Annotated in this window: 20 protein-coding genes; 5 read left to right on the forward strand and 15 right to left on the reverse strand. The window is 41.5% G+C overall.

Annotation, left to right across the window (positions count from 1 at the left end; genetic code table 11):
• Positions 1-10 precede the first annotated feature (10 nt).
• Complete coding sequence (locus ABS301_RS15850) at positions 11-3739, forward strand: MFS transporter (protein WP_349673149.1); 3729 nt, start codon at positions 11-13, stop codon at positions 3737-3739.
• 52 nt (positions 3740-3791) lie between these two features.
• Here the strand turns inward: ABS301_RS15850 and ABS301_RS15855 are convergent, their stop codons facing one another.
• The 5 genes from ABS301_RS15855 to nuoE form a co-directional block, all read right to left on the reverse strand.
• A complete protein-coding gene (locus tag ABS301_RS15855; protein ID WP_349673150.1) occupies positions 3792-4415 on the reverse strand; it encodes a hypothetical protein in 624 nt (207 codons plus the stop codon).
• A 185-nt stretch (positions 4416-4600) separates the two neighbouring features.
• On the reverse strand, positions 4601-6343 hold the full coding sequence (locus tag ABS301_RS15860; RefSeq protein ID WP_349673151.1) for an NADH-dependent [FeFe] hydrogenase, group A6: 1743 nt from the start codon (positions 6341-6343) through the stop codon (positions 4601-4603).
• Positions 6344-6357: 14 nt separating this feature from the next.
• Entirely contained in the window at positions 6358-8151 is a 1794-nt protein-coding gene (locus ABS301_RS15865) for an NADH-ubiquinone oxidoreductase-F iron-sulfur binding region domain-containing protein (protein WP_349673152.1), read from the reverse strand.
• A 12-nt stretch (positions 8152-8163) separates the two neighbouring features.
• Positions 8164-8559, reverse strand: a complete 396-nt coding sequence (locus ABS301_RS15870; protein ID WP_349673153.1) for a (2Fe-2S) ferredoxin domain-containing protein — start codon at positions 8557-8559, stop codon at positions 8164-8166.
• A complete protein-coding gene (nuoE, locus tag ABS301_RS15875; protein WP_349673154.1) occupies positions 8559-9044 on the reverse strand; it encodes an NADH-quinone oxidoreductase subunit NuoE in 486 nt (161 codons plus the stop codon). Before nuoE ends, ABS301_RS15870 begins: the two co-directional genes overlap by 1 nt.
• A gap of 518 nt (positions 9045-9562) precedes the next feature.
• Between nuoE and ABS301_RS15880 the strand changes: the two genes are divergently transcribed.
• Together ABS301_RS15880 and ABS301_RS15885 are read left to right on the forward strand one after the other, a co-directional pair.
• Positions 9563-10408 carry a MerR family transcriptional regulator gene (locus ABS301_RS15880; RefSeq protein ID WP_349673155.1) on the forward strand — a complete coding sequence of 282 codons (846 nt, stop codon included), beginning with the start codon at positions 9563-9565 and terminating at the stop codon, positions 10406-10408.
• 38 nt (positions 10409-10446) lie between these two features.
• Positions 10447-10848 (forward strand): hypothetical protein, encoded by a 402-nt coding sequence (locus ABS301_RS15885; RefSeq protein ID WP_349673156.1) that lies wholly within the window; start codon positions 10447-10449, stop codon positions 10846-10848.
• Positions 10849-11003: 155 nt separating this feature from the next.
• Here ABS301_RS15885 and ABS301_RS15890 read toward each other — a convergent pair whose 3' ends face one another.
• From ABS301_RS15890 to ABS301_RS15920, 7 genes are all read right to left on the reverse strand, one after another.
• Positions 11004-11582: a uracil-DNA glycosylase family protein gene (locus tag ABS301_RS15890; protein WP_349673157.1), complete on the reverse strand. Its 579-nt coding sequence runs from the start codon at positions 11580-11582 to the stop codon at positions 11004-11006.
• Positions 11569-11697: a hypothetical protein gene (locus ABS301_RS15895; protein WP_349673158.1), complete on the reverse strand. Its 129-nt coding sequence runs from the start codon at positions 11695-11697 to the stop codon at positions 11569-11571. The genes ABS301_RS15890 and ABS301_RS15895 overlap by 14 nt, the downstream gene beginning before the upstream one ends.
• A gap of 1 nt (position 11698) precedes the next feature.
• Positions 11699-12313: a hypothetical protein gene (locus tag ABS301_RS15900; protein ID WP_349673159.1), complete on the reverse strand. Its 615-nt coding sequence runs from the start codon at positions 12311-12313 to the stop codon at positions 11699-11701.
• Between the two features lie 278 nt (positions 12314-12591).
• Positions 12592-13335: a Fic family protein gene (locus tag ABS301_RS15905; protein ID WP_349673160.1), complete on the reverse strand. Its 744-nt coding sequence runs from the start codon at positions 13333-13335 to the stop codon at positions 12592-12594.
• Between the two features lie 95 nt (positions 13336-13430).
• Entirely contained in the window at positions 13431-14447 is a 1017-nt protein-coding gene (gene galE / locus ABS301_RS15910; protein WP_349673161.1) for a UDP-glucose 4-epimerase GalE, read from the reverse strand.
• Between the two features lie 20 nt (positions 14448-14467).
• Positions 14468-15577 carry a phosphotransferase enzyme family protein gene (locus ABS301_RS15915; protein WP_349673162.1) on the reverse strand — a complete coding sequence of 370 codons (1110 nt, stop codon included), beginning with the start codon at positions 15575-15577 and terminating at the stop codon, positions 14468-14470.
• On the reverse strand, positions 15577-16506 hold the full coding sequence (locus ABS301_RS15920) for a sugar phosphate nucleotidyltransferase (protein ID WP_349673163.1): 930 nt from the start codon (positions 16504-16506) through the stop codon (positions 15577-15579). The genes ABS301_RS15915 and ABS301_RS15920 overlap by 1 nt, the downstream gene beginning before the upstream one ends.
• 164 nt (positions 16507-16670) lie before the next feature.
• On the opposite strand from ABS301_RS15920, the gene ABS301_RS15925 reads away from it, so the two are divergent.
• Both ABS301_RS15925 and ABS301_RS15930 read left to right on the forward strand, forming a co-directional pair.
• Positions 16671-17567, forward strand: a complete 897-nt coding sequence (locus tag ABS301_RS15925) for a helix-turn-helix domain-containing protein (protein ID WP_349673164.1) — start codon at positions 16671-16673, stop codon at positions 17565-17567.
• A gap of 117 nt (positions 17568-17684) precedes the next feature.
• The gene (locus tag ABS301_RS15930) at positions 17685-19520 is read left to right on the forward strand and encodes a DUF2264 domain-containing protein (protein ID WP_349673165.1); all 1836 of its coding nucleotides are present in this window, start codon (positions 17685-17687) and stop codon (positions 19518-19520) included.
• 57 nt (positions 19521-19577) lie between these two features.
• On the opposite strand, the gene ABS301_RS15935 is transcribed toward ABS301_RS15930, so the two are convergent.
• The 3 genes from ABS301_RS15935 to ABS301_RS15945 all read right to left on the reverse strand — a co-directional run bounded on the left by ABS301_RS15935 (position 19578) and on the right by ABS301_RS15945 (position 22987).
• Positions 19578-20828 carry a helix-turn-helix domain-containing protein gene (locus ABS301_RS15935; protein ID WP_349673166.1) on the reverse strand — a complete coding sequence of 417 codons (1251 nt, stop codon included), beginning with the start codon at positions 20826-20828 and terminating at the stop codon, positions 19578-19580.
• A 21-nt stretch (positions 20829-20849) separates the two neighbouring features.
• A complete protein-coding gene (locus ABS301_RS15940; RefSeq protein WP_349673167.1) occupies positions 20850-21491 on the reverse strand; it encodes a carbohydrate-binding family 9-like protein in 642 nt (213 codons plus the stop codon).
• A gap of 107 nt (positions 21492-21598) precedes the next feature.
• The gene (locus tag ABS301_RS15945; RefSeq protein ID WP_349673168.1) at positions 21599-22987 is read right to left on the reverse strand and encodes a sulfatase family protein; all 1389 of its coding nucleotides are present in this window, start codon (positions 22985-22987) and stop codon (positions 21599-21601) included.
• Between the last annotated feature and the right edge of the window lie 12 nt (positions 22988-22999).

The following is a 22999-nucleotide window of genomic DNA, read 5'->3' on the forward strand; positions in this document are numbered from 1 at the left end:
GGGTGTGATTATGAAGCAATCAAAAAAGATTACCATACTTACAGGGTTACTTCTCTGTATGGGTGCGTCAACTGTCATGCAGACATACTTCAGCAGTGCACTGCCTGCAATCAGCAGACAATTTCAATCCACTGCCTTTTATTCATGGGTGCATGTCAGCTATATTCTGGCATCTTCCGCAGTAATCCTGTTATCCAGCAGTCTATGTGAACGATTTGGGAATAAGAATAATTTCATTGCCGGATCCCTGCTTTTCGGAATTGGCACTCTCACCGCCCCCTTCAGCAGTTCCATGCTGCAGCTCATCGCTGCAAGAATCATTATGGGAATCGGTGCGGGAATTGTGGTTCCGGCTACTTATGGCATAATCGGAGACCAATTTGAAAAAAGCAGCTATGCTTCCGTATTTGCTGCATTTGCAGTTGTGCAGATTATCACCAATGGTCTTGGCAGTCTTGCAGGCGGATATCTTCCGGAACTGGCATCCTGGCAGACTATTTTTGTTATTTTGCTTCCCATTGAAATTATAAGCTTTTTACTTGTGTTTCGAAACATTTCTGCCAAAGCAGATCCGCTTACTAAATCCCCCTTAAAGCTGCAGCGACACATTTTAATGATTGCAGCAATTCTGCTTCTGACCTTAGGTATTGAGTTTGCTTACCGCAGCCAGTATTTTCTGCTTCTTGCAGGCATGGCGCTGTTATTTCTTGTAGTAATAAAAGACACACAAAAGGATAACGCCATACTTCCAAAGGAATTTTTAAGTGATTCCCTGCTCCGCAATCTCTGCCTGCAGATATTTCTTCTGGGAGCATTCTATAACATCTGTCTGGCTTATCTCCCTGGCATTATGCAGTTTACCCTTCATATGAATCCTGACCGGTCCGGTACTCTTTTAACTGTATTCGTTTTGGCTATGGGAATTGGCAGCGTTGCTGGCGGAGCGGCAAAGCATAAAGAGCGGGAAATGATTGCTGCTGGCTGGATCACCTGCCTTGCAGGAAGTCTTTTGATGAAATCATTTATTGTAATTGCCCTTACAGCACTTGGACTTGGTTCCGGTATCCTGATGTCTGCACTTTTAGGATATGCCGCAACCAGGACGGTTCACCATGCTGCAGGAGTTAACAGCATGGCTCATCTCATACGCAATTTAGGCGGCAGCCTGGGAGCCATACTATTTCAATTTACACTTCATTTTCCTGAAAATTATTTTATCACAGGAATCACCATAATTGCCCTGTCAGGTACTGCATCCATTCTTCTGGCATTTAAATATACCCCCGGCAAGACGTTAAAAAAAGAGGAGGCCTTATCTATGAAATATGTTATGAAATTCAGTGAAATAAGAAAGGAAGACATCTTAGCTGCTGGCGGTAAAGGTGCGAATCTGGGTGAGCTGTTTAATGCCGGTTTTCCAGTTCCCGAGGGGTTCAGCATTACCAGCCATGCTTTTGATGAGTATATGAAACGCAATGGATTTGATTCTTCCCCATCAGGTAACACTCTTACCAGTGAGGAAGTTGCAAAAGGCCAGCTGTGGAAGGAACTGGAGGATGAAATTGCAGACTACTATCATGCTTTGGGGCCCAATTCAAAAGTTGCCGTACGTTCCTCTGCAACAGCCGAGGACCTGCCGGAAGCAAGCTTTGCCGGACAGCAGGAAACTTATCTTAACATAGAGGGACTTGATCAGCTTTATCTTTCCGTCAGAAAATGTTTCGCATCACTCTTCTCATCACGGGCAACAGCCTACCGGAAGCAGACGAACTTCGATACAGGAAAGATTTCGTTATCGGTAGTGGTTCAGCGCATGGTGAACAGTGAGATATCCGGTGTCCTTTTTACAATTGACCCTATTAGTAAAAATAAAAGCAGGATGATGCTCAATGCCTCATGGGGACTGGGCGAATCCATTGTATCCGGGAAAGTGACTCCTGACATCTATGTGTACGACAGAAACCACAGGCAGATAGCTGAGAAACGATTAGGTGATAAAAAGATTTTGGTCTGCTACAGTGAGGAAGGAACCGAAGAAAGAGAAACATCCTCACAGCAGCGGAGGGAATTTAGTTTAACGGATAAACAGGCAATTGAAATATTTGAACTGGGAAGAAAAACAGAGCAGCACTTTCAGTGCCCACAGGATATGGAATGGGCCATCTCCCAGAACAGGTTATATTTACTGCAGGCACGGCCAATCACTACGTTGAACGTAAAAAACAGCACCGATATCCATCTTACAAAAACTCAGCGAGCCGTATTAAACAACTGGATCGAACACTGCCCCAACCCACTCTACCCCCTTGATGTGAAACCATGCCTGATCGTGGACGAAGCCAAAAATAAAGTATTTCATGAGCTGGGGATTTCCGTGGAAAGTGAGCTGACCATGGCTGATAATGGATTGCTTTCCCTGTCTGCCGGAAAAATACATATCTCACCTAAGGTGTTAAAAATTCCGTTCCTCCTGAGCAGTTTTAACGACTATTCCATTAACTCAGCCAGGACAAACGAATCTTTCCATAATATAAGGAAGGATTTGTTCACGAAACAGAGAACGGATCTTTCTGCATTACCAGCCAATGCATTAATCCGGCAGATCATGGAACTGATGGAACTGTCTGAGGAACTTGCTTATACCCGTTTCCGTTACAACATCTTTCCGTCTGTGGCGGTATCAAAATTAATTCACCATGACCTGAAAAAAATTGACAAAAATATGAGCGAATATGATTTGCTGAGTAATCTTTCTTATAAAACGTGGGATCTAAACCTGAAACTAAAAAGACTATCCGCTTACATTCAAAGCACCCCAGGACTGGAACAGTTATTTATGGAACTGGACAGAACCAATCCCCAGGCAATTCAGGATTTTCTGGAGAATCAGCCTGATTTTAAATCAAAGCTACAAGATTTCTTAAATGAATTTGGCTGGAAATCAAGCAGCAGCTACTGCGCATTTGGCTCCGTATCCTGGTTTGAAAATTTGGATTCCCTGTTTTCCATGCTGAAGGTGCTGCAAAGTTCCGGCAGAAACGATGACTCACCTGTTAAATTCCAGAACATAATGACAAAAATCACAACGACGTTTGGTAAAAAGAAAGCAGACCGGTTAAAAACCAAAATTGAAGAAATAAGAGCCTATCACATGAATCGGGAAGAAAGCCTTTATCTGATAGAAATGTGCTATGGTCTTGCCCGCAGGGCTGCATTTGAACTGGCGAACCGTTTCCCTCAGTTGTTTGAACAGGCGGAAGATATTCGATATCTCACCTTAGATGAGGTTTATGAATTACCGGGTAACATAGCAGATCTTAAAGAATTGATTTCTGTGAGAAAAAACAACCGTCAGAAAAACGAAGTACTTTGGTCTGGCGTTTCAATTGGCACGAAAGCAAATCACCAGAATACTCTGTCCGGTGTTTCCGGGAATGGCGGACGATGCCGGGGCCGGGTACGGAAAATACTGACTCAGCAGGAGTTTGATAAAATGCAGTCCGGTGACATACTGCTCTGCCGCTATACGGATCCCTCCTGGACTCCCCTGTTTGTTCTTGCTTCGGCGGTTATCTCGGATACAGGTGGTCCTCTGTCCCATAGCGCAATTGTTGCCAGAGAATATAACATTCCTGCAGTGCTTGGAATTGGGAATGCCACTGATCTGCTGGAGGATGGGGATGAGGTTTTCGTTTACGGCGACACTGGCAAGGTAATTCTATTAACAAAAAAGATATAATATTGAAAAACGGGATTTGCTCATGAGCAAGTCCCTGTTTCTTAGTCTGATACTATACGGTATAATCTATGTTTTTATGACCTGATACTTCCTGTATATCTCCATTCACATATTGTCTGTAATATTGATCCTCCGTCTTATTAAGACGAGAGAGAAACGTTTGCTGCATGGCTTGCTCCTGGGGTGTATTCACATGATACCAGTTCCCGGAGGTATACCCCATCACTACCTGGCCCATCTTACTTTCCTTTAACTCAAATGTATCTGGTTGTAAATCTGAACCAGAATGAACCACTTCTATACCTTCCTTTTTATTTAAGTAATCAATTAGATTCATGGACGCGTCCGGGTCTGTTCTTCCAGCCTTTGCCTGTTTCATCATTTCTGTAGCATCTTTCACCATGCTCTTTCTGTCTGGTGACACAGCTGATATATATTGCGCCCTCAACTTATCTCCTTCCAGGCTCAGATTCTCGTATTGAATGCTGTCATTTTGCAGACGTGCTTCTGCCAGACCTTTTGCCAATTCATCGATCTTTACATTAAACTCAGCTTCTGATGGACGTTCCATCCCTTTATGGGGTATTCTTTCCCAATCCGGAGCACTGGCTTTTGATGTCAGGGAAAATGATTTGTACTGAACTCCAGATCTTCTGCTAACATTAAAATTAGTCATGACCCATCACTTCCTTTCCTCTTTTTTCTAGAAATAGAAAATAATTCATCTACTATATAGTATCGGCAAAATCATTGGACAATTAATGTAAATTGCGAATGTTATGGTTCAAATTAACATCTGATTCATGTACATAAGCCACAAACATTTACGTTTGTGGCTCACTGATTCACTGATTCACTGATTTACATATTCTCTCGTTTCACATAATAGGTATGGAGAAGTTCATGTGCCTTTTCTCCATTGGGCTCACCCAGATATTCCTCATAGAGCTTTTTAATTGCTGGATTTTCATGTGATTTTCTATATTTTTTGCTTTTATCTTCTTTATATATTCCTTCCATTCGTTTTTTCAGAACGTCGAAGTTTCCAAAATGATATGGCTGACCGCCCCCTCCGATACAGCCTCCAGGACAAGCCATAATCTCAATCGCATGGTAATGGGATTTACCGGCTCTTATATCTTCCAGAAGCTTTCTTGCATTTCCAAGACCATGGGCAACGGCAATATTGATATCCTGGTCATTGATTTTTACCACAGCTTCCCTGATTCCCTCGAAGCCCCTTAGCTCATGGAACTCTACCTCTTCAAGAGTTTCATTGGTAAGCCATTCGTATGTGGTCCGCAAGGCTGCCTCGATGACGCCGCCGGTTGTTCCAAATATAACTGATGCACCAGTAGATTCTCCCAATGGTTCATCAAATTCTTCATCCTTTAAATTCATCAGATCAATATTAGCCTCTTTTAACATATCCCCCAATTCTCTTGTAGTTAATACTGCATCCACATCCTGCATATCATCATGCATAAGCTCCGGTCTGGCAGCTTCATACTTTTTTGCCAGGCAGGGCATTATGGAAACCACAAAGATATTTTTGGGATCAATTCCAATCTTTTCTGCATAGTATGTTTTCGCGATCACCCCAAACATCTCATGGGGGGATTTGCAGGTTGACGGAATATCAAGCAGATCATTGAACTGATGCTCAAAAAACTTAACCCAGCCTGGACAGCAGCTTGTTAATATGGGAAGCCTGCCCCCATGCTGCAGCCTGTGAATGAATTCCGCCGCTTCTTCCATAATCGTAAGATCTGCTGCAAAGTCTGTGTCGAAAACTTTATCAAAGCCTATCATCCTGAGAGCAGCTACCATTTTTCCCGTAACCACCGTCCCTGGCTCTGCACCGAATTTTTCCCCAAGAGCCACCCGCACCGCAGGTGCTGTCTGAACTATGACGAATTTATCTTTCGCATTCAATGCTTCCCAGACATTAGGGATGTCATTCACAACCGTTAATGCGGCTGTGGGACATACGGAAACGCACTGACCACAAAAGGTACAGATGGATTTATCCATAGGTAAATTAAGCGCTGGTGCGATAAACGTATCAAATCCCCGGTTAACGGCAGAATACACATGAACCGTCTGTACCTCATTGCACATGGTCTCACATCTTCTGCATAAAATGCATTTATCCATATTTCGGATCATTGCCTTACTTGAGATATCCTTTTCATGAGTTGCCCTCGCTCCATGAAACTTAATCCGGCGTATATCCAGTTCTGCTGCCAGTGACTGTAATTCACAGTTTAGATTCTTTTCACAAATCAGACAGTCTGTGGGATGATTGGACAATAATAGTTCCACTACCAGTCTTCTGGCTTTAATACATCTTAAGGTGTTTGTTCTTACCACCATGTCCTCTGATACGGGAGTAGCACAGGAGGGGGCGAGATTTCTCCTTCCCTCGATTTCCACCACACAGACCCGGCAGGAAGCAGAGCCATTTACCGTTTTCACATGTTCCAGATTAAGGTAACAGAGTGTGGGTATCCGAATATCCAGTTTTTTTGCAGCCTCCAGAATCGTTGTGCCTTCCTCCACTGCAATCGTTTGATTATTAATCGTAACATGAACCAGACCCATAAGTTCCTCCTCCCTTACCCTTTTTCTATGGCATTAAATTTACATGTATTATAACATGCACTGCATTTGATACATCTTGACTGATCAATCACATGAACGATCTTACGTTCTCCTTCGATGCAATGAGCCGGACAGATTCTTGCACACGCAGTACAGCCCACGCACTTTTCCGGTAAAATGTGAAAGGAAAAAAGTGCCTGACAAACTCCGGCAGGACAGTGTTTATCCTTTACATGAGCCAGATACTCATCCTGAAAATAATGCAGGGTACTGAGAACAGGATTGGGGGAAGTTTGTCCAAGTCCGCAAAGGGATGTATCTTTAATCACATCTCCTAACTCAACCAGATCTTTTAAATCCTGTTCCGTCCCATTTCCCTTTGTTATCTTTTCAAGTATCTCCAGCATTCTTGTATTTCCAATCCGGCAGGGCGTACATTTTCCACAAGACTCATCCTTGGTAAACTCAAGGTAGAACTTTGCAATGTCCACCATGCAGTTATCCTCATCCATGACGATCATTCCGCCAGATCCCATCATGGAACCGATACTGTTCAGCGACTCATAGTCAATGGGAATATCTAAATTTTCTTTGGTGATACAGCCACCAGATGGACCGCCGGTCTGCACTGCCTTAAACTTCTTGTTGTTTTTTATTCCTCCTCCGATATCATAGATCACCTCACGTAAGGTAATGCCCATTGGCACTTCCACCAGCCCTACATTATTTACTTTACCAGCCAGAGCAAAAACTTTTGTACCTGGTGATTTCTCCGTACCGATACTTTTAAACCAGGCAGGTCCTTTTAAAAAAATGGGGGGAATATTGGCAAATGTCTCAACATTATTCACACAGGAGGGTTTATCCCAAACACCTCTTTGAGCCGGAAACGGGGGTTTTGAACTGGGCTCCCCTCGTTTTCCTTCTACAGAATGGATGAGAGCAGTTTCTTCTCCGCAGACAAATGCACCAGCGCCATACCGTAATCCGATATCAAAATTAAATCCTGTGGAAAAAATATCTTCTCCCAAAAGTCCCAGTTTCCTTGCCTGCTTTATGGCTATTTCAAGACGGTTAATGGCAAGGGGATATTCCGCTCTGATATAAATATACCCATACTGGGCTCCAATGGCATAGCCTGCAATTGCCATTGCTTCAAGAACGGAGTGGGGATCTCCTTCTAGTATGGACCGGTCCATAAATGCACCTGGATCTCCCTCATCTGCATTGCATATAATATATTTTTCATCCGACTGATTCCGCCTTGTATATTTCCACTTGAGGCCGGTTGGGTAACCCCCGCCGCCTCTTCCTCTGAGACCTGACTGTACGACTGTATCAATTACTTCATCCGGACTCATTTCCGTTAAGCATTTTGCCAATGCCTGATATCCATCTGCTGCAATGAATTCATTAATATCTTCCGGATTGATAAAACCACAATTCCTAAGTGCGATCCGGATTTGCTTTTTATAGAAGGGAATGGATTTTTGTCCTTCTAATCGTTTTTTTGTATTTGGCTCCACATACAGAAGACGTTCCACCTTACGGCCTTTTATTACATGCTCCGTAATGATTTCCTCTGCATCCTCCGGCTTTACGGTGATATAAAACACATTATCCGGATAAACTTTTAAGATGGGACCCTTCTCACAAAAGCCAAAGCAGCCGGTAACCACCACTTCCACCTCATTGGTTATTTCATGTTTTTTTATTGATTCCTTTAGCATCTTCACCAGTTTCAAGCTATCGGATGCGGTACAGCCGGTACCTCCGCAGACCAGTAAATGCATTCTGAAGTTACTCATATGCCCTCCTCCTTATTCCATATTTTCAAATGATTTATTGATAATTGCATTTTGGAGGAGGCGGCCATTTTTTATATGCTCAATCACAATTTCCCGTCCTCTATTCTCGTCCACTTTTCCATATAGAACAGACGGCATTCCCTTGGAGACAACTTCGACCACCGGTTCCTGGGCACAATATCCGATACAGCCAGTCTGTGTCACGGAAACATTGGCAAGCCCCTGCTTTGAAATTTCATCCAGAATGGCTTTCATGGTTGTTCTTGCACCGCTTGCAATCCCGCAGGTCGCCATTCCCACCCGGACTAAAATCTTATCCTCGGATTCGGCAGTGGACCGTAAGTCTAATTGATTAAGAGCTGCCTGTCTGATCTTTTTCAGTTCTTCTACTGTTTTTAACTTAGCCATCACGCTTCCTCCCGATATTCTTCAACGATTGCTTTAACCTGATTCAGTTCTACCCTTCCATATACCTTATCATTGACCATTACGACCGGAGCAAGTCCACAGGCACCAATGCATCGTAATCCGGATAACGTGAATTTTTTATCTTCCGTTGTTTCACCTGCCTTAATATTCAGGATCTTTTCAAATTCCCGCATAATAGCATCTGCACCTCTTACAAAGCACGCGGTTCCCAGGCATACATTAATCACATACTTCCCTCTGGGTTCTGTGGTAAAGTAAGAGTAAAAACTAATGACACCAAACACCTTCGCACTGGGGATTTCAAGCTTTTCAGCAATAAAAAAAATCACATCATTGGACAGATATCCATAGAGATGCTGAGCCTTATGCAGTACCGCAATTAACGCTCCTCTCCGGTCTTCCATGCTGTCAATAAATTTCTGCAGGTCCTTAAATTTCTCCTGGGTATTGCATTTGCTTTCCATAAACAGATCTCTCCTTTTGGCTTTATGTAGACGTTCTCTGTCATACAAAGGATAGATTTCCTGTTTATCCTTACTTATATACATATAATTTAAAATTGTTATAAGAGTGAAAGAACCTATTTCAAAAATCAGTTCCAGCCGTATACAGTAATAATACAAAATGCCATACAAAAAGAGCTGCTGCATCAGCCGACCGGCCAGTGCAACAACTCCTCTTCTGATATGTTGATTATTTATTCTTACATCTATTTACTTGAAATAAAAAATACTGCAGAATCTCAATATTCTCCATGCAAAACAATGTACCATTTCACTATCCGGCTCTTCTGCAATAAAAGCTATTGTATTATATGGAAGCGTTTTCTAATTATTGGCAAGTTAATCTCTTACATAAAGACATGGTACTTTACAAAAAGATATGGTACTCTAGCTTTAGATAAAACACAAAAAAAATCTATTGACCTTCACGGAACGTCATAGAGTATAGTTATCCTATCAGGAGCAGGAGGGCAGATCGTATGAGAACCGTAAAGGAAGTATCAGAGCTTACAGGTATCAGCGCGCGTACGCTTCACTATTATGACGAAATTGGCTTGTTTCCACCCACAGGAAAAAGTGAAGCTGGATATCGGCTTTATGACGATAAAGCCTTAGAAATTTTACAACAGATATTATTCTTCCGTGAGTTCGGTATTCCTCTTAAAGATATCAAAACTGTCATGAAAAACCCGTCTCTTGATAGAAATAAAATTCTGCAATTGCAGAGAGAAATGCTGGTTGAAAAAAAAGGACGCATGGAACGCCTGATTGCCAGCATAGATAACGTTCTGAAAGGAGATAGCAAAATGGATTTTTCAGTTTTTACCAAAACAGAGATCGAAAAAATGTTTCAGCTTATGTTTGACAGCATGCCGGAGGAAATGCGTCAGACAGCCATTCGTGAATTTGGCAGCTTAGAGCACTGGAAGAAGCATTATATTGAAGCCGTATCTTCAGAAGATATGCAAAAGCGCTATGCCAAAGTAGTTGAGTGGTATGGCGGGAAAGATGCTTATTTGTCCACCCTTGAAAATCCAATTAGCAGAGAAGTTGCCGAAAGCTATAAAAAACGGGAGGACACAATCCGTAAAAAGCTGATAGAAAGACGTGGTTTTGACCTCAATTCTTTTGAAGTGAAATCGATTATCGGAGAATATGGTTTCGTCATGAAACAGGTTTGCCAGATGAAAGAGGAAGAGGGCTTGATGCTGGCAGTTGCCCACTCCTACCGAAACAGGCAATGTCAGCAGGCAATCGATCAGGAATATGGGGAAGGTGCTGCAGAATTTTTTGCACAGGCAATCGAAGCATTTTATTGTGATTAACTTCCCTTTCATCAAATATCACAGAGGAGGTAACAAAGGTGAGGAAAGAAAAATATTTGTATCTTTATTTGCTTTTATTCTTGTTAATGACAATTGGTGCATTTGTATGGCAAATGTTTTTTCCCGATGTCGCAGAAACTTTTTCGGTATGGAGGATGAGTCGGGGATGGCAGGCCGAAATCGCTTTATGGAATGTTGGGATTGATATGGGCATTGTTATTACGCTGATCAGGCGTAACATTGAATATGCAAAAATACTCTCGCTTATCTCGGTTGTACTTTGCATTTTATTGGGAGGACACCACCTTATTTATGCAGTTACAACAACGAACGGCAATATCACTTTGCATTGGATGGGCGCAATTGAAGTGTTTTTTATAGGCGGAGGGTCCGGTATTTTTGCTCTTATTAAGTCTGACTGTTTTAAAAAAGCAGCATAATAATGACTACACAAAAAAAACATAATCGAACTAGTGGAGAAAAAAAGATGCCTCTCCTATCGTACCGCCTAAATTCATTGTTAAATAGAAGCGTATTTAAAAAGAGCCAGCCTTCCATTGATAAGGAAAGGCTGGCTCTTTCGAGGTGTTAAGATTTATAAGTTCTTATGAACAATTTCTTTTAAAACGGGTAAAACATCCTCTTCATACCATGGATTTTGCTTGAGCCACCCCAGGTTTAAAGGAGAAGGGTGTACCAATGGAAAATATTCAGGTAAATAATTTTGAAAATTACGTACTGTCTCCGTTAAACTTTTCTCACGTCTTACATTTAAATAATACTTTTGTGAATAGCTGCCGATTAGAATAATGATTTCAATATCTGGCATCTCCTCCAGTAAACGTGGATGCCACTTTTCTGCGAAACCTTTTCTTGGAGGTGCATCACCATTTTTTGCTTTTCCCGGATAATAGAAATCCATAGGCAATTGAGCGATACGGTTCGTATGATAGAATATCTCTCTGGATACTCCCAGCCACTCTCTTAACCGGTCTCCACTTAAATCATTCCAAAACAATTGAGTTGCTTCTGCTTTACGTCCCGGTGCCTGCCCCACTATGGCAATTCGTGCATCTGCTGAGGCTTTAAATATTGGGGGAATTCCCATTTTCGTGTAGGATTCATTCATTGGGTCAGCCATGATTTCCTGTTTAATTTTTTCAAATATATTCATACTTACTTCTACCCTTACCTTTTTTAACGATTTTGTTTATTTTTGAAATGGGTATCTGTTTCTTTTGCTTTAACATTTGATCAAAGACAATATGTTCTCTTTTTTTCTTCCCCATTTTATACCTCCAGGCTAAAATGAGCTGAAACCATTTCTACTAAATCTTTAATACCTGTTTTTCCATCGTTAACTACTGATAGATATCTGTTTTCCCCACATTGCCTGATCACTTCTTCTGCAAACAAACAATCTCTATCCATCCAATTATTAAAGGCCTTCTGGAAGTCACTACATCCATCTAACACAGAATGGATCCATTCTCTCTGTATATAGTGATTAATCTGAAAGTTTTTTGTTGGGATTATCGCTAAATACCGATTCCATGGGATATCTCTTTTATTCATGAGATTTGGTAAATATGCAGTCCCTTCTGTAATAATATCCCTGCCTTCACACATTGTCTCCAAATCTTGTAGGATAAAATCAAATATCTCATCGTAAAACTGCAACTCTTCTTTACACTGTAAAGTGGCTTCTCTCATCCAGATTTCTTCCGAACTCATTTTATATTGCTTCCTGCATATTTCAAAGTTCAACAAAGCGCCGTAATTTGTATATTTCTCTAAATAATCATCAACCTTAAAATAATACAGACCATATTTTTTCGATAATATCTCTGCTATTGTGCTTTTACCACTACAAGGTGAACCACCTATCCAATATATTCTTGTCATCTAAACCTCCTGAAATTTATTTGATTTCATAGTTTAATGACATTGTCCAGATATCCATTCTAAGACCTCCGTTAAATCCGACTTTTATACCGCTCAAATTCATTGTATCTATATCTTTTGTAAACATAACAATTATATATCAGTTGATGTTTCAATGCAATCTGCTTAGTTTAGCTATGACAAAAGCATTTAATTCATTGTTTACGTGAAAAAGACCGGTCATTCTCTTTTATATTGAGAATAAACGGTCTCTTATTACATTTTATATGAGATACACATTATGTTTGTTCCCGATTGATCGCCATTCCAAGATAGCGGTCAAGCTGCTGTTCCTCCAGTGTAGCTATCATATCTGTAAAGGGCTTAATATCCTTTTCTACTGCATAAGCTTCCAGAACATTAAAATATTCCAATCGATTTTCCTTTGCAATGGACACCGGCAAAAAGCCATTGGTCATCAGCTGGTAGTTCATAATCAATCGAGAAGTTCTGCCATTTCCATCAGCAAAAGGGTGAATTCTCACAAACTCAGCGTGTGTCCATGCTGCAAGCTCTACAACATTATCTTTAGCTCTGTCCTGTAAATCCAGATAGAACGCTTTCACCTGACGATACATCTCGTTGGGGCTTGGAGGAGTATGCGCTGCACCAGAAATATATACATCAACGTTCCGGTATATCCCTCCAAACATGATATTTTCCATCAAAATAGCATGTAAATCCTTGATAATCTGCTCATCTAAAGGTTTTTTTTGTCCGATACAGTCTTTTACATACTGATAGGCTTTGTTGTGATTAATAACTTCATAGATTTCCCTGAGCATTTTGCCACCGACAGATAAACCATCTTCCAGTATCACCTTGGTTTCCAGCAGGGTAAGTGTATTCCCTTCGATGGCTGTAGAATGGTGGGTATATTCAAGCTCAAACGCCTGTGCGTAGCTTTTTACCGTAATTTCCGGGAGTGAATCCTTAATCTGTTCATAGTATTCTTTTTTTTGCAATAATGTCTTATAATCCAAGTTATTCACTCCTATCCTCTCTGTTCTCTATTATGTTATTTTACCATGTAATAGTTAATTATTCAACGCAAGCCTAAATATTATTATTCTATCCTTCACCGGTACCCCTCTGGATTACCAATCTGCCACCGCAGGGAATCCTTACACATTTCATCAATTCCCCTCTCCGCTTCCCAGCCAAGTTCTTCTTTCGCAAGGGAAACATCTGCGAAGCATTCTCCGATATCTCCAGAACGGCGCGGTCTGATGGAATAAGGGATGGGTTTTCCCCATGCCTTTGAGAATGCTTCTATCATCTGAAGCACGCTGAATCCACGTCCGGTTCCCAGATTATAAATTCTGACCCGGGAATCATTGGAAGAAAGTTTCTCAAGAGCTTTAACATGACCCAGAGCCAGATCCACCACATGGATATAATCCCTGACCCCCGTGCCGTCTGGTGTGTTGTAATCATCGCCGAAAACGCTGACTTCTCTAAGCTTCCCTACTGCAGCCTGAGTGATGTAGGGAGCCAGGTTATTAGGAATTCCCGTGGGATCTTCACCGATCAGTCCGCTTTCGTGAGCTCCCACCGGGTTAAAATAACGAAGGATGATGACGCTCCACTCCGGATCCGCAGTATGAAGATCTGTAAGAATCTGTTCCAGCATCCCTTTGGTTTGTCCGTATGGGTTGGTGATGCTCCCTTTGGGACACTCCTCCGTAATGGGAACAAAGGCCGGATCTCCATACACAGTAGCAGAAGAACTAAAAATAATCTTTTTTATCCCATGGTCTCTCATGATCTCACACAAAATAAGAGTTCCGGTAATGTTGTTATGGTAATATTCCAGGGGTTTTAAAACCGATTCTCCCACTGCCTTTAGACCCGCAAAATGGATCACTGCCTCAATTGCTTCCCTATTAAATATCTCTTCCAGCGCATCTTTGTCCAGTAGATCTGCCTTGTAAAAAGTTACCTGTCTGCCGGTAATTGCTCCCACTCTCTTCAATGACACGTTTGAAGAGTTCGATAGATTATCCACCACAACCACATCATATCCTCGCTCTAAAAGCTCCACACAGGTATGGCTGCCGATATATCCGGCACCCCCTGTCAACAGTATTTTCATCCATTATCCCCTTTCTTTCCTTATTGATATTTATTTATAATTTCTTCTATCTCCATCCACTTCTTCTCCATATCTGCTACCAGCGCAAACTGGGTTCTGGCTCTGTCTAAGTTGTGATTATCCCTGCTGGTGTGGAAATAGGTATCTCCCTGAAGGTAATCCGTTAAAAAACGCATACCGCATTCATAAGTCATCAATTTGGCACCCATAGGCAGCATTGTCTTTTCCTCTGCCGTCAATACCTCTTTGCAGCCCTCCATATAGCCTTTGGTATAGATTTCAAACAATTTCAGGGATAAGGATGCCTTGCTGGAATCTGGATCATCCTCTTCCGCTGTATTGGCTCCGAACCGAATTGCATCACCGAAATCAAAGATAGAGAGCCCTGGCATAATGGTGTCTAAATCAATAACACACAGAGCCTCTCCAGTCTGGTCATCAATCATGATATTGTTGAGTTTGGTGTCATTGTGGGTTACACGGAGTGGCAGCCGGCCCTCTCGCAGCAGTTTCATTGCAGTATCTGCCTCGCTCTCCCTGTCCAGTACAAAATTTATCTCCTTGATGACTAAGTGTGCCCGGTTACAGACATCCGATTTGACCGCTTCTTTAAAAGCTTGCAGCCGAACCGGCGTATTGTGGAAATTTAATATGGTTTCCTTCAGCTCTCCGGCGGGGTATTCCCCCAGTCTGCACAGGAAGCGACCGAAGGCTCTGCCGCTCTGGTAAAAGTCTTCCGGATTTCTCACCTTATCATAGGTGGTAGCCCCCTCGATAAAAAGGTACCCTCTCCAATAGTTTCCATCGCTGTCCTGACAGTAATCCTTTCCATCCAGCGCCTTTACAATATTTAACGTCTCACGGTCCGGATCCCCAGCCTGGGCAATAATCGTTTCACGCAGAAATGAGGTGACACCTGAGATGTTTTTCATAAGAGACACAGGATCCTTAAATACCTTATGATTGATTCTTTGGATGATGTAAGGTTTTATGGCTCCCCTGTCCATGCAGACCAGACGAAATGTATCATTAATATGGCCATTTCCATATCGCTCACATGAAATCATTTCTCCCTGAAAGGCCAGCAAGCTGATGGCCTCTCCAATCTTTTTACATTGTGCGTCTCCCATTACTGTTCCTCCCATAGTCTTTCTGGATAAATACCGGTTTTTTTAAGTTCCTTAATGGCATTCACCACTGTTTCCTTATCCTCTTTGTAAGTGACGCCGTACCAACGGTCCACGCTCTTTAAAACGGTAACCTCCGCCTTATATTCTTTTAACAGTTCATCCACCACAAAAGGAAGGAAATATTCACATTTTAACGGATTTCCCGGAAGTTCCTGATCCAGAAAAACGGCAAACCTCTCATCAAGCTCTTTGATGATGCTTTTCGTAAAACCCCACATGTTCATGGAAACAACGGTGTCCTCGCCCAGCTCTGTCCAGGTTCTGCCGTCATCCTCTGTAAATTTCGCCTTATCTCCCTGCTTTTCAATTCTGGTGCGTTCATGGATATCTACAAGCTTTTCATCTTTACTGATGGTGCACACGCCCCTTGCCACATGACCATTTTCCGTCAGGGTATTATACAGGCGGTAGCCTGCCATGGTATACTGATACTTCTCACCGTCGGAGATCTCCGACAGCTGATCGAATATAGACACAAAAGCGCTTTTTCCATAATAATCATCCGCATTAATCACGGCAAAAGGTCCGTCGATCACATCCTGGCAGCATAAAATGGCATGACCGGTTCCCCATGGCTTCACCCGTCCCTCCGGCACCTGATATCCGGCCGGCAGCCGATCCAGTTCCTGATATACATATTCCACTTTCACGTGGGCTGCTATGCGGTCTCCAATGTTCTCCCTGAATTCTTTCTCAATGGCCTTCTTAATAATAAAAACAACCTTTTCAAATCCAGCCTGAACCGCGTCAAAAATAGAATAATCAATAATCTTGTTCCCATATGTATCGATAGAATCTATCTGTTTTAATCCACCATAACGACTGCCCATGCCTGCAGCCATAATCACCAGAACCGGTTTTCTCTTCATTGCTGTTACCTCCTGAAATTTACTATGCTCAGTATAATGAATATACTCAAAAAAATATTTGCACTATCTATTATTTTATTTGTACGATCGTACTCTTCTTTCAATTTTACAGGAGAATGTGGTATACTAATTATAGGAACAAACATCACAAGAAAGGATAACCCATGGCCTATAAAAGCACTTCGCTCCGTCCCTCAGCTGTCATAAAGAAAATTATAACTGTTCACTATTTCGAATACATGAGCAATTTCACTTTTCCCGGTGAACGCCATGACTTCTGGGAATTTGTCTGCGTTGACAAGGGAGTCATTGACGTGGTTGCAGACGGGAAACGGATCCCTTTAAAGAGGGGAAACATCATCTTCCACAGTCCGGGGGAATTCCATAACATACTGACCAATGGGACGATTGCCCCAAACCTGGTGGTGGTTGGATTTGAATGCAATTCTCCCTGCATGAAAGCATTGAAAGGAAAAGTTTTATCCGTTCAGGAAACGGAAGCAGCTCTGCTTGCCCAGATTATCATAGAAGCCCGGAACGCATTTGCCGGAAGGCTTGACGATCCCTATCAGGAAGAACTGGTCAGGCGGCAGCCCGTCGCTTCCTTTGGCGCGGAACAGCTCATCGGCAATTATTTGGAAGAGCTGATGATTCACCTCTATCGTAAGTACAATTCCAATTTGGAGCAGATTCTCACGGATCGCCCGGCAGAGAGCCGAATCCATGGAGATATTCATAACCGGATCGTACGCTACATGGAAGAACACTTAAGAGAGCATCTCACCATTGAATCCATCTGCCGCGACAATTTGATCGGACGGTCCCAGCTCCAGAAACTATTCCGGGAGGCCCACGGCTGTGGCGTTATTGATTTTTTCATAAATAAGAAAACGGAAGCGGCCAAACAATTAATCCGCAACAACCAGATGAACTTTACGGAAATTTCAGACTGCCTGGGTTATAGCTCCATCCACTACTTTACCAGGCAGTTTAAAAAAATCACCGGAATGACTCCCACTGAATACGCGTCCTCCATACGCTCTCTCTCTGAAAAGGCATAGAGGCTTGTTTTTGTTCATTGATTCATTATATCGTGCATATACATGCTGGGGTAAAAAAGATTATAATTAATATGAATTACAGCAATCTTTAACTGCTTATTTAAACGGAGGCACTCCATGCAAAATTTACCGATTCAAGATAATCCTTTACAGACTCGTCAGGATTTAGTGAAAGCTTTAGAAACAATTGTTCATCCTCTTATCCCATATTATTCTGACAGGAACACACAGCTAATTTTAGGTAACACTGGTACGTGGACCGTAAGTCGTACTGCTAATATGGAAGCACTGGCCAGGCCTCTCTGGGGGCTGGTTCCTGCAGCTGCAGGAGGTTTTGCAGATGATATCTGGCTAATTTACCACGACGCGATCCGCTACGGCACCAATCCTTCCTCCCCGGAATATTGGGGCAATATTGAGGATTATGATCAAAAAACAGTAGAAACTGCTGTATTAGGACTTGCCCTTTGTATGGCACCTGAGCAAATTTTTTATCCGCTCTCCAAAGAAGAGCAGACTCGATTCGCAGACTGGCTCTATCAGGTAAACTATCATAAAGTTCCGGAGAATAACTGGAGATTTTTTATCGTTCTTGTTAATCTTGGTTTGAAAAATGTTGGAATGCCTTATTCCAGTGAACGCATAAAACAGGAATTAGAGGCTCTGGATACTTATTATCTGGGGGAAGGCTGGTATTCTGATGGTGCAACCGAACAAAGAGATTATTATATTGCTTTTGCTATGCACTATTACGCCTTAATTTACGCACATTTAATGAAAGAGGAAGATCCTGTTCGAAGCAGGCTTTACATAGAGCGCGCTAAGATATTTGCTCAGGATTACATCTATTGGTTTTCGGAAGATGGTGACTGCGTCCCTTACGGAAGAAGTCTGACTTACCGCTTTGCACAATGCGCTTTTTGGGGTGCACTGGCCCTTAATGATGTGGAGGTTTTTTCCTATGGGGTTATGAAAGGAATTGTTCTAAGGCACCTTCGAAACTGGTTTCAAAAACCTATATTTAGTCGTGACGGTATCCTTAGCATTGGGTATTGCTATGAGAATCTGGTTATGTCTGAATCTTATAATGCTCCTGGGTCACCTGCCTGGTCACTAAAAGCCTTTCTTCCTCTTGCGTTACCAGAAGACCATCCCTTCTGGCAGGCAAAAGAAGAACCATTGCCTGCCTTATCCTACAAAAGAGTTATGCCTCATCCTCATATGGTATTTGTAAGAAAACCACATCATGTAGCAGCCTTTACCGCTGGGCAATATGCTGGCTTTGAGCCTGCTCACATGGCAGCAAAATATGAAAAATTTGCCTACTCCAATGTGTTTGGTTTCAGTGTACCAAGAGGCGATTATGACCTTGCACAAAATGCTCCTGACAGCATGTTAGCGTTAAGTGAACAGGATAGTTATTACCGCGTCAGGAGAAATTGTGAATTATTGGAACTAAATGAAGAACTTATCCGCTCTCGTTGGAAACCATGGCCGGATGTAACGGTTACAACTACCGTTTTCCCAGGATTACCCTGGCATTATCGTATTCATGATATTGAAACCCAACGCCCTCTATTTGCAGCAGATTGTGGATTTTCCATTCCACGAGCTGCTGACAGGGAGGGAGATTTTATCCCTTCAGAAGCACAAAAAACTGAAAATGGTTACCTGATCTATGAGTGTCCTTATCAGGACGAGAATGAAAAGACCCGCTACCATTATATCAGTGGAATATACGATTTAAATGGGGAAGGAAAAGCACATTTTATCCTGGCAGATAGCAACAGCAATCTGATCCATCCAAGAACCTACATACCCATGATTCAGTCACAGCTGAAACCTGGTAAACACCGACTTATTTCTGCTGTTTATGCTGGAACAAAAGAAGCGCTGCCTACCCATATTCCAATGACTACAGAGATGTTGCTGGCACTTTTGGAAAATAAATAATTAGAAAACGCCCCTGGTCTCAATCTTAAAAGACCAGGAGCGTCCAACCATGAAAAATCACTCATCAAAGGTTTTTTTCTGCTTTTTATTCAAATTCTTGTATTGTCCGGGAGTCAATCCTGTCTGCTTCTTAAAAAAGCGAATAAAGGCATTACAATAGAGAGATCCCACCAATAGAGAAATCTGATTAACACTTAAATCAGTTTCAACTAACAGTTTTTTAGAGGCTTCTATCCGAATACTATTAATTGCATATAATAAAGAGTTTCCTGTTTCACTTTTGTAGATCTTTGATAAATATGCAGGAGTCAGATGAAAGATTTCTCCAAGCATTGCAACATTTAGATCCGGGTTGAAATAATTTTCTTTGATATATTGATTGATATCCTCTTCTATACTGTATTTCTGCATTTCTTTTTGTGACAAATTCAATTCACATGCATAAGAGCAAAAATTCAGAAGTATCTGTTTCATTTCTACTATATTGGTATATTCTTTCATAATACGAATGGGGTCTTTTTCAACCGGCATAGAAGAAAAGTCTTTCTCTTTTACTGATCTTATAATTGCACCCATTATATCAAACATTAAGCACTGAACATATCCTATTCTCAGATTGTGATTCTTTGTGTTTTCACAAACCACTTCTTCTATTATATGGAATGCCTGTTCCTTATTACCTGTCTTAATGTAATTTATCAAACGAGATTCACTTTCTATGGTGAAATCATACTGATTGCTCAGTTTTTCTACATCTTCTACATAAGATATATTTTTATCTTTTTGCATTGTGGCATTTGTAACTGCTTCCAGGCTTTCTGTATATGCATCTGGAATTTTCCCAATATTATTATGAATATGGCTAATGCCAATGAAACACCTTATTCCATGATCATGATAAATGAACTCAATGGCTTCCTGCAGATGGCTTTGTAATTCTTTAATTATAATACTATTTTCATCAGTATTAATAATAATGGAAATACGATGTTGCAATTCTGCACTCTGCAAAGAATAATAAGTGGATAATATTTCTTCCACTCTGTTTTTTATAATAAATTGAGAAGAAATTATCTCAGAATTACGATCCTCTGCTGCCCCATCAAACTCAATTGTGATAATTTGGAAGCCGTTCTGGTTAATAAAGATACCCAGCTGTTCAAAATTTTCTTCTATATATTTTAAATCCTTTACATCGCCTCTCATAACATATAAAAGGAAATTATTCTTCAAAGTTTTTTTCTGCTGAATCAGATCCTTTCTCATTTTTTCTTTAGAATATCTGATTTTTGGTTTTTTTCTTTTCATAACTGTCTCTTAACATGCAGATTAAAGGATTGGTATATTTGTATATTCTAATTCTCCAAAACAATTTGGTATGTGAAAATTGATCATCCCAGTGGGTGAGCATGCCAGATACTCAACATCATCTCCGAAGCTGTTATTGATCCTATATGCGTTAAACAGCCAGATATCTCCTGTTTCAGGCGGAATGCTTGATGCTGTAATAAATTCAGTAAATGGGATCGCGAGCTCCACCATAAATTCCTTTTCTTCCTGATCTTGAATAACAGCTGATATAATATTATTATTGACTCTGGCATATTGTAAAATCGTACCAGCCAGATCATTCTGTATATAATAATGAAGTACCGCATTTAACGGATTTACTTCAATTTCCATATAGGTTCTTCGATCACTATTATCATCAATAAATACTTCTACCACATCCTCTTCATACAGTTTTTCATTGAAACCACTCATAGTTGCACTGATCTGTTCATACCTGCAATAAAAACCAACGTACAAAAAGGTATCATTCCACAAGAACTTAGCTATTGTCTGGTTATTACTTTCTAATCCTGTTACTGTATCCACTAGGCGAATACCTTCTGCAGCCTCCCATTGGGCTTTTCTTAAATTACCATTGATAATAAGTTTATTGCTTATTTTCCTGCATTTATATCTCATAATAATTCTCCTTTCTGGAAATTCATATTGCGCGACAAAGGAAAAAGCGGGGTGCTATAAAACTAACTTACGTTAATTTTGCAACACCCCTTATTCCTGATTCTCTTCTAGCGATTCCACAAAAACGGATCTTCTGTCCTGCTTAAATAAGCTCTAAGCCTTTCCCTGAATTTAAGAATTTCACTTCTCTGACAATCCGGCTTTAATAATTCAGGATTAATTTGATAAGGATCCGTTTCATTATCATAAAGATATTCTTTCTGTTCCTCGCCTGGCGCATAGCCGTTAGATATGGCATAAGTGTAACGCTTATCCTTTATACCGCGCCAGCCATAGGATTTATGACTAAGACCTTTAGAGGAGAAATTCTTTACCATCTCCTCTCCTCCCGGATAAGAGCATATCAACATATCCTCAGGCTCATTCTCATCCGTACCAAACATTCCTTTCACATGACTATATCCTTCGCATGTCTCTGGAACGGGAATTTCCAAAAGTTCCAGAATCGTGGGCATGTGATCAGGGCTGGCAAACATTCCATCGTTGTCAGCCGCCTGGATTCGTCCTTTCTGACGAATCATAAGCGGTATATGAATGGACTCCTCATACCAGATGTTTTTACTCATCAATCCATGGGAACCAAGCATCTCTCCATGATCCGAAGACAAGATGACAAGGGTATTTTCCTCCATGCCATGATCTTTTAAATATTGAAGGATTCTTCCAAACTGCTGATCAATTCCATAAATTGCAGCATAATACTGCCTTGTCTGAGTCTCCAGGAGCCCTCCCTTTTCTCTCATCTCTTCCGGAACATTTTCACGATAGCAGACCTCCAGATCCTGAAACCGTTCGTAATACTTATCCGGAACCAGCTCATAGGGAAGATGAGGCGGATTGTAGGATAGATACAGCGCAAATGGCTGTTCACCTTCTTTCCTTGCTTCCATGTATTCAAGAGCCTTGTCTGTTTCAAATTCTGCTGACCATTTACCTGGCTTTATCTGGCTTTCACCGTTTTGCCAATAATGGGGATTCATGTGATCATCCCAGGCTCCGTAAGACAGCCAGTAATCAAATCCATGTCTTCTTTCTCCTGGCGGCGTATAGGCATCCCAGTCCCTTGCACCTGATATTGGATTAGCAACAAAGTTAAGCTCCGATGCATCCAAATGCCATTTGCCAATGTAGCCCGTCCGGTAACCTTCATCCTTCAGCACATCTCCAATGCAACGCTCCTGGGGTCTCAACATGACCTTTTCTTCCAGCCCAATCTTGCAATTGGTCCACATTCCCAGGCGGAAGGGGTATTTTCCTGTCATAAGAGACGCTCTGTGGGGAGAGCATAAGGGATAAGTACTGTAAGCATTGGTAAACCTCATGCTCTCCCGGGCAAAAGAGTCAATGTTCGGTGTTATCACCTGATCCATGTTCATAAATCCCATTGCGTGCGCCCGCCACTGGTCAGCAAACACATACAGCAGATTTGTCTTCATTCTCCTCCTCCT

The organism is Lacrimispora sp. (assembly GCF_031982545.1).
Taxonomy (GTDB): Bacteria; Bacillota; Clostridia; order Lachnospirales; family Lachnospiraceae; genus Lacrimispora.

What these genes read in the sequence shown, in the direction of transcription:
- ABS301_RS15850 (WP_349673149.1), top strand. Translation starts at nt 11, where the DNA reads ATGAAGCAATCAAAAAAGATTACCATACTTACAGGGTTACTTCTCTGT.
- ABS301_RS15855 (WP_349673150.1), bottom strand. Translation starts at nt 4,415, where the DNA reads ATGACTAATTTTAATGTTAGCAGAAGATCTGGAGTTCAGTACAAATCA.
- ABS301_RS15860 (WP_349673151.1), bottom strand. Translation starts at nt 6,343, where the DNA reads ATGGGTCTGGTTCATGTTACGATTAATAATCAAACGATTGCAGTGGAG.
- ABS301_RS15865 (WP_349673152.1), bottom strand. Translation starts at nt 8,151, where the DNA reads ATGAGTAACTTCAGAATGCATTTACTGGTCTGCGGAGGTACCGGCTGT.
- ABS301_RS15870 (WP_349673153.1), bottom strand. Translation starts at nt 8,559, where the DNA reads ATGGCTAAGTTAAAAACAGTAGAAGAACTGAAAAAGATCAGACAGGCA.
- nuoE (WP_349673154.1), bottom strand. Translation starts at nt 9,044, where the DNA reads ATGGAAAGCAAATGCAATACCCAGGAGAAATTTAAGGACCTGCAGAAA.
- ABS301_RS15880 (WP_349673155.1), top strand. Translation starts at nt 9,563, where the DNA reads ATGAGAACCGTAAAGGAAGTATCAGAGCTTACAGGTATCAGCGCGCGT.
- ABS301_RS15890 (WP_349673157.1), bottom strand. Translation starts at nt 11,582, where the DNA reads ATGAATATATTTGAAAAAATTAAACAGGAAATCATGGCTGACCCAATG.
- ABS301_RS15895 (WP_349673158.1), bottom strand. Translation starts at nt 11,697, where the DNA reads ATGGGGAAGAAAAAAAGAGAACATATTGTCTTTGATCAAATGTTAAAG.
- ABS301_RS15900 (WP_349673159.1), bottom strand. Translation starts at nt 12,313, where the DNA reads ATGACAAGAATATATTGGATAGGTGGTTCACCTTGTAGTGGTAAAAGC.
- galE (WP_349673161.1), bottom strand. Translation starts at nt 14,447, where the DNA reads ATGAAAATACTGTTGACAGGGGGTGCCGGATATATCGGCAGCCATACC.
- ABS301_RS15915 (WP_349673162.1), bottom strand. Translation starts at nt 15,577, where the DNA reads ATGGGAGACGCACAATGTAAAAAGATTGGAGAGGCCATCAGCTTGCTG.
- ABS301_RS15920 (WP_349673163.1), bottom strand. Translation starts at nt 16,506, where the DNA reads ATGAAGAGAAAACCGGTTCTGGTGATTATGGCTGCAGGCATGGGCAGT.
- ABS301_RS15925 (WP_349673164.1), top strand. Translation starts at nt 16,671, where the DNA reads ATGGCCTATAAAAGCACTTCGCTCCGTCCCTCAGCTGTCATAAAGAAA.
- ABS301_RS15930 (WP_349673165.1), top strand. Translation starts at nt 17,685, where the DNA reads ATGCAAAATTTACCGATTCAAGATAATCCTTTACAGACTCGTCAGGAT.
- ABS301_RS15935 (WP_349673166.1), bottom strand. Translation starts at nt 20,828, where the DNA reads ATGAAAAGAAAAAAACCAAAAATCAGATATTCTAAAGAAAAAATGAGA.
- ABS301_RS15940 (WP_349673167.1), bottom strand. Translation starts at nt 21,491, where the DNA reads ATGAGATATAAATGCAGGAAAATAAGCAATAAACTTATTATCAATGGT.
- ABS301_RS15945 (WP_349673168.1), bottom strand. Translation starts at nt 22,987, where the DNA reads ATGAAGACAAATCTGCTGTATGTGTTTGCTGACCAGTGGCGGGCGCAC.